The sequence below is a fragment of the Streptomyces sp. CGMCC 4.7035 genome, from assembly GCF_031583065.1.
In the GTDB taxonomy this organism is placed as follows: domain Bacteria; phylum Actinomycetota; class Actinomycetes; order Streptomycetales; family Streptomycetaceae; genus Streptomyces; species Streptomyces yaanensis.
In genome coordinates this window covers 1048215-1060918 of record NZ_CP134053.1, presented here as the reverse complement: position 1 = coordinate 1060918, position 12704 = coordinate 1048215, and the positions used below count along the sequence as shown (strand labels likewise).

Sequence of the window (12704 nt, the reverse complement as noted above, 5' to 3'; positions counted from 1 at the left end):
TCCCTAAGGTGACAGCGATCTTGTAGATGTCGCACCGGAAGAACGGGAGGAGCGGCGCATGGGTGCCAGTGGCTGGGACTACGTCACTCCGTACAAGGGCACGGTCGAGGAGTCCCTGGAGGCTCTGCACGCGCAGGTCTTCCAGGAACTCTATGGCGACGACGAGTCCTACCGGGACCTTGAGGAGCTGTGGCAGGACCAGGAGTTCATGGGCAACGAGGGGACGCACTCGATCCTGGACATCGACAGCGTCGTCCACACGACCGCCGCCCCGTCGGACCACAACATCGAGGACTACGGGACGCTGCGCCCGCTGGCGCCCGAGCGCGTCGTGCATCACTTCGGCACCGATCGCCCGACGCCCGGTCGGTTCGAGGAGCTGCTCGCCCAGGACCATGCGGCCATCGGACTTCCGCCCGACCGTGCGAAGACGCTCTTTGACGAGTGCCGCATGCGGTGGACCGGCTTGTACGTCGTTCTGTACACCGGCGACGAGCCCACCCACCTGGGGATTTTCGGGTTCTCGGGCGACTGAGCCGCGAGCCACGCGGAGGAGCGCGTGACTTAAAGGGAGAGCACGCGTGGCGGCCGCCGCGCGTGCTCCCGTCGTCGTACGTCAGATGTCGTCGTACGTCAGATGTCGTCGCACGTCGATGTCTCGTACGTCAGATGTCTCGTACGTCAGATGTCTCGTACGTCAGATCCAGTCCAGTCGCCACAGGCGCACGACACCGGTGCCGTCCGACAGGTACTGCCCGCCGCCGACGTCCTCACTGCTGACCACGTACTGCTTGCGCTGCCACAGGGGAATCAGCGGGACGTCCTCGGCCACCGCCCGCTGGATCTTCTGGAAGTCGGCATCGGTCCGGCTGCGGTCCGAGTAGCGCTGGCTGCTCAGGATCAGGTGGTCGACGTCCTTGTTGCTGTAGTCGTTCTCCATGGTGTTGCCGGTGCCGACCAGCGGGGCGGTGAAGGTGTCCGGGTCCGGGTAGTCGGCGACCCAGCCGACGCCGTACGCGTCGAGCTTGCCGCTCGCGTACTGCTTCTGGAACGCCGTCCACTCGTAGCCCTTGAGGTCCACCTTGAACAGCCCGCTCGCCTCCAGCTGCTTCTTCAGCTCGGCGGCCTCCGCGCCGGAGGAGCCGCCGCCCTTGACGTAGCCGTAGGTGAACGAGACCGGGGTCTGCACGCCCGCCGCGGCGAGCAGGGCGCGGGCCTTGCTCGCGTCCGCCTCGGGATAGGCGTCGAAGAACGAGGTGATGTGCCCGGTGATACCGGCCGGGATGAGCGAGTACAGCGGCTCGGTAGTGCCCTGGTACACGTTGTTGACCAGCTGATCGCGGTCGATCAGCGAGGCGATGGCCTGGCGGACGCCGCGCTCGTGCATGGGTGAGTCGGCCGCGGTGTTGAGGACGAGGCTGCGGATCTCGGCGCCTTCGGACTCGCTGACCCGCTGGTTGGTGTCGCTCAGCGAGAGACCGGCGAGCACGGCGGGCGGCAGCTGGTTCGTGGCGACGTCGATCGCCTTCGCCTTCCACGCCTTCTCCAGGGCGGTGGAGTCGGCGTACTGGCGCAGTACGACCGGCTTGCCGATCTCCTTCACATCGCCCTGGTAGTCCGCGTTCGGCGCGAGGGCGGCTTCCTTGCCCTTCGTGTACGAGGTCAGGAGGTACGGACCGGTCCCGTCGACCGCGTTGTCCTTGCGCAGCCCGTTCTCCGGGTACTTGGTGTGGTCGACGATCGCACCGGCGCCGGTGGCCACCTTGAACGGGAAGGTCGCATCGGGCGAGGACAGATGGAAGGTGGCGGTGAGCCCGTCGGCGTCGACCGAGCGCAGGGTCGCGAACAGCGTCGCGGGGCCGACGTCGGAGTTGATGCGCTTGACCCGCTCGTAGGAGTACTTGACGTCCTCGGCCGTCATCGCGCGCCCGCTGGGGAACTTCAGGCCCTCACGCAGGGTGCAGCGGTAGGTCCGCAGGTCCGTCCCCACGAAGGCGCAGCTCTTGGCCGCGTCCGGCACGGGCTCGACGCCATCGGGCTCGAAGGTCAGCAGCGACTGGTAGACGCTGCTGAACAACGCCCAGGAGCCGGCGTCGTACGCCCCGGCCGGATCCAGCGACGTCACGGCGTCCGTCGTCCCGACCGTGATCGTCCGTTCGCTGCTCTCATCGGCCGGCAGCAGCTGCCACGTGCCCACGCCCACGCCCGTCAACACCAGAACAGTCGCGAGGATCCGTATGCGACTCGATCGCAACGGGCGCTCCTTTCACAATCAGCCTTTACCACTCATCCGTGGCGCGCACCACCTAATCACAGACTTTTTACATGGACGAAATCGAGTCATGCCGAGGTGACGAAGACCTCGCACCCCGTGGGCCCGCCCACGCCTGACCGCGCGTCAGGGGCAGCCCTTCGCGATCGAGTTGAACGCGTTCAAAAACGGGAGTACATTCAGCCCTGACAGCGTTTTGAACGCGTTCAAGAAGGGTGGGGACATGGACCTCACGGTCATCGCCTACGTCATCTATCTGCTGGTCAGCATCGCCCTGACCGTCTGGGTGGCCCGCACGCTCAGCCGCAACGGACGGATCTTTCTCGCCGACGTGCTGCACGGGAACGAGAAGCTCGCCGATGCCGTCAACCACCTGCTCGTGGTGGGCTTCTACCTCGTCAACCTCGGCTTCGTCGCGCTGTATCTGAACGGCGACGACACCATCGAAGACACCCGCGGGATCTTCGAGGCCCTGTCGACCAAGCTCGGCGTGGTGCTGCTGGTGCTCGGCGTGATGCACCTCGGCAACGTCTTCGTACTCAACAAGATCCGGCGGCGCGGGATGATGGAGCGGGAGCAGGTGCCGCCCGTTCGGCCGCAGGAGTGGGCCGCGCCCTCGGCGGGGGCATGAGCACCCTCGGCGAGGGCGTGAGCACCGTGACGGCCACGCGGGTCCGGGACGCCGCGCGCGTCCCGGTCCACGGGCTCACCGTCCTCTACGACGCCCAGTGCTCCCTGTGCTCCCACGTGCGCGACTGGCTCGTACGGCAGCCGCAACTGGTGCCGCTGGAGCCGGTTCCGGCCGGGTCGGAAGAGGCCCGTCGGCGCTTTCCCGGCCTCGATCACCGCGCCACCCTGGACGAGATCACCGTGGTCGGCGACGCCGGGCAGGTCTACCGGGGCGCCGCCGCCTGGATCGTGACCCTGTGGGCCCTGCGCGAGCACCGGCCCCTCGCCCACCGGCTGAGCACCCCCTCGGGGGCCAGGCTCGCCAAGGGCGCGGTGCTGGCCGCCGCCAAGTGGCGCGGGGCGCAGTGGGGCGGGAAGGTCTACCGGCGCGGCGACGGGTGGACGTACGACCCGCAGTGGGGGTGGACGTACACAAAGCCGGGTTGCGACACCGGTTCCTGCGCCACTCGTTAGGCTCTCTTTCCGTGCCTGCGAAGAACGACAGCCCTGAAGCGGGCAGTACGCCCACCAAGTCCGAACAGACCCGCACCCTGATCCTGGAGACGGCCATGCGGCTGTTCCAGGAGCGTGGGTACGACGGGACCACCATGCGGGCCATCGCCAAGGAGGCCGGGGTCTCCGTCGGCAACGCGTACTACTACTTCGCCGGCAAGGAACATCTGATCCAGGGCTTCTACGACCGGCTCGCCGCCGAGCACCGGGCGGCGGTCCGTGAGGTCCTGGACCGGGAGACCGATCTGGAGGCCCGGCTCAGCGGTGTGCTGAGGGTGTGGCTGGACGTCGCGACGCCGTACCACGAGTTCGCGGTGCAGTTCTTCAAGAACGCCGCCGACCCGGACAGCCCGCTCAGCCCCTTCTCCCCCGAGTCGGAGCACGCGCGCGTGGAGGCCATCAGCGTCCACAAGGAGGTGCTCCGCGGGGCGAAGACCAAGGTGCCGGAGGAGCTGCGGGAGGTGCTGCCCGAGCTGATGTGGCTGTCCCAGATGGGGCTCGTGCTGTACTGGATCTTCGACCGGACCGAGGGGCGCGAGCGCAGCTACCGGCTCGCCGCGCGCGGCGCCCGACTCACGGCGCGCGGTGTGTCGCTGGCCCGCTTCCGGGTGCTGCGGCCGCTCGTGCACGAGGTGCACGAGCTGTTCACGGACTTCTTGCCGGGGATGACCAAGGTGCTGCCGGATCCCGCCGTCAAGGGGCAGGGCAAGTGATCACTTCCGGGTGAAGCGGTTCGAACGGGACACCTGGCATCCGGCCTGCCTACGATGATGCTCTCGACACCAGCCCATGGGAGGCACGCGATGTCCGCAGCACCCGTCGAGCAGCCACACGGTGATCGACCGCTGGTCGCGGAGGCGAATCGCATCATGGATCGCCTGCCCGGCCACCGCGTCGAGATCATCGAAGGGCAGATCCTCGTGACGCCACCCCCGGACATCGCTCATTCGAGGGCGCTGAAGAAGCTGGCCCGTCCCTTCGAGGCTGCTGGTCTCGATGAGGACGAAACCGAAGTGCACCAAGGCATCGGTGTCTGGCTGCCGGACGGCCCCGAGGACTATGCGATTCCCGATCTCTGCATCGTCGAGGCCAGCATCGACGAGCACCTCATCGAGAACAACTGCTTCGACCCTGTGGCCTTCCGCTTGGTCCTGGAAGTCACCTCCAGCAACTGGAAGGCCGACCTGCGTACCAAGGTCAAGGCCTACGCCAGCGCCAAGATCCCGGTCTACGTGATCGTCGACCGCAAGCACCAGCGGCTCCACGTCCTCACCGACCCCGCCGGGGACAAGTACGAGAACCATCGCCCGTACGCCCCCGGCGAGATCGTCACTCTGCCCGACTCCATCGGCGCCAAGGTCAGCCTCGATGTCGACGAGATCCTCAAGGCCGGGACTCCGAGGACTAGTTGACGGCGTCCACCTCCCCCTCCGCCAATTCCACGTCATAGACCAGCGGCCCCTCCTCGACCACCACATGCCGGGCCCGTGAGGCATACGACGGTGCCGTGGCCGCCAGCAGATACGTCCCCGGTGCCGGCACCGAGAGGATGTAGGAGCCGTCGGCGAGAGACGTGACGCGGTCCAGTTGACGCCCGCCCTTCGACAGCAGCGTCACCACCGCGCCCTCGACCGGGTCACCGTCGGCCGTACGGATGAAGCCGTGGACGGCCGAGGCGGGCCCTCCTTCCACGGCGGTCTCCGCCGCCTCCTCCTGCGGCTCCACCGCCAGATGCGGCAGCCGCTTCTCCAGCCACGCCGGCAGCCACCAGTTGGCCCGGCCGAACAGATGCATCGCCGCGGGCACGAGCGCCGTCCGCAGGATGAACGCGTCCAGCGCCACCGCCGCCGCGAGGCCGACACCCGCCATCGCCGCGCCCGAGTTGCCGCTGAGCACGAAGGCCAGGAAGACGCAGACCATGATCAGGGCCGCGGAGTTGATGACCCGGCTGGTCTCCGCGAGGCCGACCCGGACCGCGCGGGCGTTGTCCTTGGTGTGCACCCACTCCTCGTGCATCCGGCTCACCAGGAACACCTGGTAGTCCATCGACAGGCCGAAGAGCAGCGAGAGCATGATGACCGGCAGGAACGCCTGGATCGGGCCCTCCTTGCCCAGGCCCAGCAGGTCGAGTCCCCAGCCCCACTGGAAGATCGCCACGAGCACGCCGAAGGACGAGGCGGCCGCGATCAGGTTCATCACGGCGGCCGTCAGCGGCACCACGAGCGAGCGGAAGGCGATCAGCAGGAGCAGGAAGCCCAGGCCGATGATGGTCGCGATGAAGTACGGCAGGCGGTCGCCCGTGACGGACGCGAAGTCCTTCGAGACCGCCGTGACACCGCCGACGTGGGCCTTCGCCCCCGCCTGAGGGATCACCTCGTCGCGCAGCGTGTCGATGAGCTTGTCCGTCTGCTCCGACTGCGGCGAGGTGGTCGGTACGACCTGGATGACCGTCACGCCCTGCGCGGGCGGCAGCGCGGTGGCCCGGGCCACCCCGTGGGTGTCGCGGATGTCCTTGACCAGGGTGTCCGTGTCGCCACTGACCGCCACCACCTGGAGCGGTCCGTTGAAGCCGGGGCCGAAGCCCTCGGCGAGCAGGTCGTACGCCTTCCGGGTCGTCAGCGACGCGTCGTCGTTGCCCTGGTCGGCGGCGCCCAGACGCAGCGACAGCACGGGGAGGGCGAGTACGACCATGACGACCAAGGCGAGCGCGGCGACCGTCCGGGGGCGCTTCTGCACCGTCTCCGACCAGCGTGCCGCAAGTCCGCTGGCCCGCTCCGGCTCGGGCCCGTTCGCCGCCAGACGGCGCCGCTGCCGACGGCCGAGCACCCGCGGGCCGAGGAGTCCGAGCAGAGCCGGCAGCAGGGTGACCGACGCCAGCACGCTCAGCACCACGGTGAGCGAGGTGCCGATGACCACGCCGTCCAGGAAGCGCAGGTTCGTCACCAGCATCCCGGCGAGCGCGATGCACACCGTGCCGCCCGCGAACAGCACCGCCCGGCCGGAGGTGTTGAGGGCGGTGACCGCCGACTCCTCCGGCTCCATACCGCGCAGGATGCCGCGCCGGTGCCGGGTGACGATGAACAGGGCGTAGTCGAGGCCGACGCCGAGGCCGATCAGCGAGGAGAGCAGCGGTGCGATGTCGGGCACGGACGTGACGTGGCTGATCAGCTGGGTGGAGAACAGTCCGATGCCGACGCCGAAGATCGCGACGGCGATCGGCAGCAGCATCGCGTAGAGCGAGCCGAAGGCGAGGAACAGCACGACGGCCGCGGCCACGACGCCGACCATCTCGGACAGGCCGGCGGGCGGCTGCTGGATGCGGGTGATCGCCTGTCCGCCCAACTCGACCTGCAGACCGCCACGTTCGGCGCCCTGCGCGGTGTCGACGACGTCCTGCACGAGCTGTGTGGGTGCCTCGTTCGCCCGCTTGGTGAAGGTGAGCTGCGCGTACGCGATCTTCCCGTCCCGGCTGATCTGCGCCGCCCCCCGGGCGCCCTCGTACGGGCCGGTGACCGCGCCGACCCCCGGCATCCGCCCGATCTTCGCCAGCGCGGGCTCGATCCGCGACCGTACGGACTGGTCCCGGACCGACCCTTCGTCGACCTTCCACACCACCGTGTCGGTGTCGCCCGCGGCCTTCGGGAAGGCCTTCTCCATCAGGTCGTACGCGCTCTTGGAGTCCGTGTCCGGCAGGGAGAAGACGTTCGCGTAGTCCGTGCCCTTGGCGGACGCCGCCGCGCCCACTCCGAGCAGCGCCCCCACCCACAGCAACAGGACCACCAGCCGGTGCCGATAGCACCACCGCGCCAATGTCGTCACTCTCTACGCTCCTTCATCCGGGTCCCCCGGGTCCTGGAGCACCAGCATCGGCAGTGGCGTGCCCGCAGGGGCTCGGCCCGCCAGGACTCTCAAGGAATTCCAAAGGGGCGGGCCCGCCCACGGGCGCGGGCGCGTGCGGATACTGGGGGCATGACCGCCAACAAGGCAGCGCACGAGGGAACCCACGAGGGGGCTCACGAGGGGGCGACCGTCCTCGTCGTCGAGGACGAGGAGAGCATCGCGGACGTCCTGGCGATCGCCCTGCGCTACCACCGCTTCCAGGTGATGACGGCGGGCACCGTCCGCGAGGCGCTCGCGCTCGCCGAACGCACCCGGCCCGACGCGGCCCTGCTGGACGTGATGCTGCCGGACGGCGACGGACGCGCGCTGGGCCGTGAGCTCCGCGCGCGGCAGCCGGACCTGGCGCTCGTCTTCGTCACCGCGCGTGACGCGCCCGCCGAGGTCGTCGGCGCACTCGGCTTCGGCGACGACTACATCACCAAGCCGTTCAACATCGACGAGGTGATCGCCCGGGTACGGGCCGTGCTGCGCCGTACGCGCCCGGCCGACGTACTGCCCCAGCGCCCGCCACTGCGCTACGGCGACCTGGAGCTGGACGAGACGACGTACTCGGTGCACCGGGCGGGAAACTCGGTCGAGCTGACCCCCACCGAGTACGCGCTGCTGCGCTTCCTGGTGCGCAACGGCGGTCGGATCGTGCCCAAGGAGCAGCTGCTGCGCCATGTGTGGCAGTACGAGCACACGCCGCCGGAGTCCACGGTCGTCGAGACGTACATCAGTTATCTGCGCCGCAAGCTGGACGTGCTCGGACCGCCGGTGATCACCACGCGGCGGGGCGTGGGATACGGGCTGGCATGACCTTCCTCAGGCTCCCGCCGCTGCTCCGGCCGCGCGGCATCCACTCCCTGCGGGGCAAGCTGACGCTGGCGAACGTGGGGCTGCTGGCGCTCGGCATCGTCGCGGCGACGGCCATCAGCCTGATGGGCATGCGGCACTACGTGCTCGGACAGATCGACACCGAGCTGACCAAGTCCCGCGACTCACTGGCGCGTTCGGGGCTGACCATGCAGGAGATCGACTCACTGAGCGCGCTGACCGTCGTCCGCGACCGGCTGCTGCCGCACAGCGGCGGCGACTCTCCGAACCCGGACAACGTCTTCGCGGCCGTCGACCGGCACGGCACCGTGCTCACCATCGCCGGTCTGAAGCCCACCGCCGCCCAGCAGGCGCTCGCCGCCGCGGTCGACGATCCGGCCGCACTCGTCAAGGACGAGGAGCCGCACGACGTCTCTCTGCGCGGCGACCCGTACCGCGTGACCGGGGCGCGGCTCGCCGACGGCACGTACGTGCTGCTCGCCCGCTCCACCGGGGTACTGCACACGGGTGTCGCCAAGGCACTCAAGCTCGATCTCGCCGTCGGGACCCTGCTGCTGGCGCTGCTCGCCGTGCTGACGATGATCAGCGTGGGCCGCCGGATGCGGCCGCTGGAGGACATGGTGGAGACGTCGTCGGCGATCGCCGAGGGTGATCTGACCCGGCGCGTGCCCTCCAGCAAGGAGACCACCCTGGAGGTCGAGCAGCTGCGCACGTCCCTCAACTCCATGCTCCACCAGGTGGAGTCGGCGTACCGGACGCGCGAGCGCAGCGCCGCCCAGCTGCGCCGCTTCGTCGCGGACGCCTCGCACGAGCTGCGCACGCCGCTGTCGGCGATACGCGGCTACCTCCAGCTGTACGACAAGGGGATGCTGACCGACCCGGACGAGCGCAAGCGGTCGTGGGAGCGGATGATGGCCGAGGCGGACCGGATGGGCCGCCTGGTCGACGAACTCCTCACCCTCGCGCGTCTGGACCAGCGGCCCGAACTCCGCTTCAGGAATGTCGATGTGAGCCGTCTGGTGCGGGACGCGGCGGAGGACCTGCGAGCCCAGCAGCCGGGGCGGCCGGTGGCCGTGCGGGCGGACGGCGCGCTGCTGGTGCGGGCCGACGAGTCCGGGCTGCGGCAGGTGCTCGGCAATCTCGTGGCGAACGTCCGGGTCCACACGCCCGCCGACGTACCGGTACGGCTCGGGCTGGAGCGCGAGGACGGCGTCGTACGGCTGTGCGTGGCCGACGAGGGGCCGGGGCTCAAGGAGGAGGACGCCGCACGCGTCTTCGACCGCTTCTTCCGTGCGGGCGGGGGCGCGGGCAGCGGGCTCGGGATGGCGATCGTGCAGGCCGTGGTGGCGGCGCACGGCGGGCAGGTCACGGTGCGGACGGCGCCGGGCGAGGGGTTGACGGTGACGGTGACGCTGCCGGCGCGGGGGCACTGCTGAGACCACGGGTGGCCGTATGGCCGTCCCCGGGGGCTCCGCCCCCGGGGACACACACCGGGCGTCAGATCCAGTTCAGCCGCCAGAGGCGGAAGACGCCGGTACCGTCCGACAGATACTGTCCGCCGCCGACGTCCTCGGTGCTGACCACATACTCCTTGCGCTGCCACAGCGGGATCAGCGGGGCGTCGACGGCCACGGTCTGCTGGATCTTCTGGAAGTCGGCGTCGGTGCGGCTGCGGTCCGAGTAGCGCTGGCTGTCCAGGATCAGGTTGTCGACGTCCTTGTTGCTGTAGCCGTTCTTCATGCTGTTGCCGGTGCCGACGAGCGGGGTGACGAAGTTGTCCGGGTCCGGGAAGTCGGCGACCCAGCCGACGGCCCACGCGTCGAGCTTGCCGCTCGCGTACCGCTTCTGGAAGTCGGTCCACTCGTAGCCCTTGACGTCCACCTTGAACAGCCCGCTCGCCTCCAGCTGCCTCTTCAGCTCCGCGGCCTCCTGCTCGGCGGAGCCGCGGGCCTTCCCGTAGCCGTAGGTGAAGCGGACCGGGGTGTGCACGCCCGCCGCGGTGAGCAGGGCGCGGGCCTTCTTGGCGTCGGGCTTGGGGTAGGAGTCGAAGAACGACGTGGTGTGCCCGGTGATGCCGGCCGGGATGAGCGAGTACAACGCATCGGTGGTGCCCTCGTACACCTTGTCGACCAGCTCCTCACGGTTGATCAGCGAGGCGATGGCCTGACGGACCCGGGAGTCGCGCAGCGGCGATCCGGCGGCGGTGTTCAGGACCAGGCTGCGGATCTCGGCGCTGTCGGCCTCGCTGACCCGCTGGTTGGGGTCGCTCGGCGAGAGACCTGCGAGCATGGCCGGCGGCAGCTGGCGGGTGGCTACGTCGACGGACTCGGCCTTCCACGCCTTCTCCAGGGCGGCGGGGTCGGCGTAGTAGCGCAGCAGGACGGGCTTGCCGGTGCCCTTGACGTCGCCCTTGTAGTGCGTGTTCGGCGCGAGGACGGCCTTCTCGTCCTTCGTATACGACGTCAGGACATACGGACCGGTCCCGTCGACACTGTTGTCCTTGCGCAGCCCGTTCTCCGGGTACTTGGTGTGGTCGACGATCGCACCGGCGCCGGTGGCCACCTTGAACGGGAACGTCGCGTCGGGCGAGGACAGATGGAAGGTGACGGTGAGCCCGTCGGCGTCGACCGAACGCAGGGTCGCAAGCAGGGACGCGGGGCCCACGTCCGAGTTGATGCGCTTGACCCGGTCGAAGGAGTACTTGACGTCCTCGGCCGTCATGGTGCGCCCGCCGGGGAACGTGAGGCCCTCACGGAGGGTGCAGCGGTACGTCCGCAGGTCCGTCCCCACGAAGGCGCAGCTCTTGGCCGCGTCCGGCACGGGTTCGACGCCATCGGGCTCGAAGGTCAGCAGTGACTGGAAGACACTGCTGAAAAGGGCCCAGGACCCGGCGTCGTACGCCCCGGCCGGATCCAGCGACGTCACGGCGTCCGTCGTCCCGACCGTGATCGTCCGGTCGGTGTTCTCATCGGCTGGCAGCAACTGCCAACCACCCACTCCCACGCCCGCCAGTACCAGCACAGTCGCGAGAATCCGCATGCGAACCGATCGCATCGGCGCCCCTCCCCAGGCCCTCAGCGCATACCACTCCCCTGTGGCGCGGATCACCTAATCACAGTGTTTCAGCCGGGGGAAGAGGGATCTTGCGAGATGAGAAAGAACTTACCCAGGGGCTGTTTCCAGCCGGTTTCACAGGTGATTCACAGGCCTTTCCGGGGCACCGCCCGGGACGACCCCGTCAGGCCTGTCGGGAGGCCAGTTCGATCACCGTGATGTCCGACGGTGCGCCCACCCGCGTCGGCGGCCCCCACGCCCCCGCCCCCCGTGACACGTACAGCTGCGTGTCGCCGTAGCGGTCCAGGCCCGCGAGCGTCGGGTTGGCGGCGGCGGCGATGAGGTTGCCGGGCCAGAGCTGGCCGCCGTGGGTGTGGCCGGAGAGCTGGAGGTCCACATGGTGCCTGACCGCCTCGTGGATCTGGACCGGCTGGTGGGCCAGGAGGACGACGGCGCGTGAGGTGTCGCGGTCGCCGAGCGCCTTGGTGAAGTCGGGGCCCTCGCCCTCGCTCTCGCCCGCCAGGTCGTTGACGCCGGCCAGGTCGAAGGCGGGCAGCTCCGTGCGGGCGTTCTCCAGCGGGTGCAGACCGAGCCGGCGGACCTCCTCGACCCACTGGTCCGCGCCGGAGAAGTACTCGTGGTTGCCGGTGACGAAGTAGCTGCCGTGGCGGGCCTCCAGCTGCGACAGCGGTGCCGCCGCCGGGCCCAGGTCCTTCACGCTGCCGTCGACCAGGTCGCCGACGACCGCGATCAGGTCCGGTTGCGTCGAGTTGATCGTGTCGACGACGCGCTGCGCGAAGCCCCGGCCGAGTACGGGGCCGAGGTGGATGTCGCTGACGACGGCGATGCGGAAACCGTGCGCGGAGCGCGGCAGCTTGGCCAGCGGCACCGTGACGCGTTTCACGGCGGGGCCGCGCAGCACGCCGTACGTGCCGTAACCCACCGTGCCGACCGCCGCGGCGGCGGCCGCTCCGCCGACGACCCGGGAGACGAAGAGGCGGCGGGAGGGGGCGGCGGGTGTGGTGGACACGGTCGCGGAGTCCGGCGACTCGGCCTCCGGCTCTCGCTCCGGCTCCGGTTCCGTTTCCCGTTCCGTCGGCGCCGTGCCCGCCGGTACCGGCGCCCTCAGCGGTGCCGTCTCCTGCTTCCGCGCCCGGCGCTCCACCAGCCGTCGTACCAGCGGCCGTACGGCCTCGCCCGCCACCAGCGCGAGCAGCAGGTAGATCGACAACGCCATCCACAGGAAACCCGGCCAGCCCAGGACGCGCTGGAGCCAGAAGGGGGCTCCGGCACGCTCGGCGACCAGGGCCGTGATCATCAGCACCGGGCCGGCGACGATCACCACGGTGCCGGTGCGGCGGGCGGGGCCCGGGCCGTGGGTCGTGTCACGGACCAGCCGGCGCCACGCGTACCAGTGGAAGGCGGCGAGCACGGCCACGACGGCCAGAACGGCGACCACCACGAAGAGAACCATCACCGT

At 69.7% G+C, this 12704-nt stretch carries 11 protein-coding genes; 7 read left to right on the top strand and 4 right to left on the bottom strand.

The features are described 5' to 3' along the window. The first annotated feature begins 58 nt into the window (after positions 1–58). Complete coding sequence (locus Q2K21_RS04250) at positions 59–535, top strand: hypothetical protein (protein ID WP_310765495.1); 477 nt, start codon at positions 59–61, stop codon at positions 533–535. 162 nt (positions 536–697) lie between these two features. Here Q2K21_RS04250 and Q2K21_RS04245 read toward each other — a convergent pair whose 3' ends face one another. Continuing rightward, positions 698–2254 (bottom strand): ABC transporter substrate-binding protein, encoded by a 1557-nt coding sequence (locus Q2K21_RS04245; RefSeq protein WP_310765492.1) that lies wholly within the window; start codon positions 2252–2254, stop codon positions 698–700. A 241-nt stretch (positions 2255–2495) separates the two neighbouring features. Here Q2K21_RS04245 and Q2K21_RS04240 point away from each other — a divergent pair, with 241 nt between their 5' ends. The 4 genes from Q2K21_RS04240 (at position 2496) to Q2K21_RS04225 (ending at position 4866) form a co-directional block, all read left to right on the top strand. After that, the gene (locus Q2K21_RS04240) at positions 2496–2903 is read left to right on the top strand and encodes a hypothetical protein (protein WP_310765490.1); all 408 of its coding nucleotides are present in this window, start codon (positions 2496–2498) and stop codon (positions 2901–2903) included. Further along, on the top strand, positions 2900–3415 hold the full coding sequence (locus tag Q2K21_RS04235) for a thiol-disulfide oxidoreductase DCC family protein (RefSeq protein ID WP_386277219.1): 516 nt from the start codon (positions 2900–2902) through the stop codon (positions 3413–3415). Before Q2K21_RS04240 ends, Q2K21_RS04235 begins: the two co-directional genes overlap by 4 nt. An 11-nt stretch (positions 3416–3426) precedes the next feature. Then, on the top strand, positions 3427–4167 hold the full coding sequence (locus tag Q2K21_RS04230) for a TetR/AcrR family transcriptional regulator (protein WP_310765485.1): 741 nt from the start codon (positions 3427–3429) through the stop codon (positions 4165–4167). Between the two features lie 90 nt (positions 4168–4257). Continuing rightward, positions 4258–4866: a Uma2 family endonuclease gene (locus Q2K21_RS04225; RefSeq protein ID WP_310765483.1), complete on the top strand. Its 609-nt coding sequence runs from the start codon at positions 4258–4260 to the stop codon at positions 4864–4866. On the opposite strand, the gene Q2K21_RS04220 is transcribed toward Q2K21_RS04225, so the two are convergent. Further along, positions 4859–7264 carry an MMPL family transporter gene (locus Q2K21_RS04220; RefSeq protein ID WP_310780613.1) on the bottom strand — a complete coding sequence of 802 codons (2406 nt, stop codon included), beginning with the start codon at positions 7262–7264 and terminating at the stop codon, positions 4859–4861. The genes Q2K21_RS04225 and Q2K21_RS04220 overlap by 8 nt on opposite strands. Positions 7265–7423: 159 nt before the next feature. Between Q2K21_RS04220 and Q2K21_RS04215 the strand changes: the two genes are divergently transcribed. Then, the gene (locus Q2K21_RS04215) at positions 7424–8152 is read left to right on the top strand and encodes a response regulator transcription factor (RefSeq protein WP_310765481.1); all 729 of its coding nucleotides are present in this window, start codon (positions 7424–7426) and stop codon (positions 8150–8152) included. Then, positions 8149–9606 (top strand): sensor histidine kinase, encoded by a 1458-nt coding sequence (locus Q2K21_RS04210; RefSeq protein WP_310765479.1) that lies wholly within the window; start codon positions 8149–8151, stop codon positions 9604–9606. Before Q2K21_RS04215 ends, Q2K21_RS04210 begins: the two co-directional genes overlap by 4 nt. Positions 9607–9667: 61 nt before the next feature. Here Q2K21_RS04210 and Q2K21_RS04205 read toward each other — a convergent pair whose 3' ends face one another. Together Q2K21_RS04205 and Q2K21_RS04200 are read right to left on the bottom strand one after the other, a co-directional pair. Further along, on the bottom strand, positions 9668–11224 hold the full coding sequence (locus Q2K21_RS04205; RefSeq protein ID WP_310765477.1) for an ABC transporter substrate-binding protein: 1557 nt from the start codon (positions 11222–11224) through the stop codon (positions 9668–9670). A gap of 184 nt (positions 11225–11408) precedes the next feature. Beyond that, on the bottom strand, positions 11409–12698 hold the full coding sequence (locus tag Q2K21_RS04200) for a metallophosphoesterase (protein WP_386277287.1): 1290 nt from the start codon (positions 12696–12698) through the stop codon (positions 11409–11411). Positions 12699–12704 lie beyond the last annotated feature (6 nt).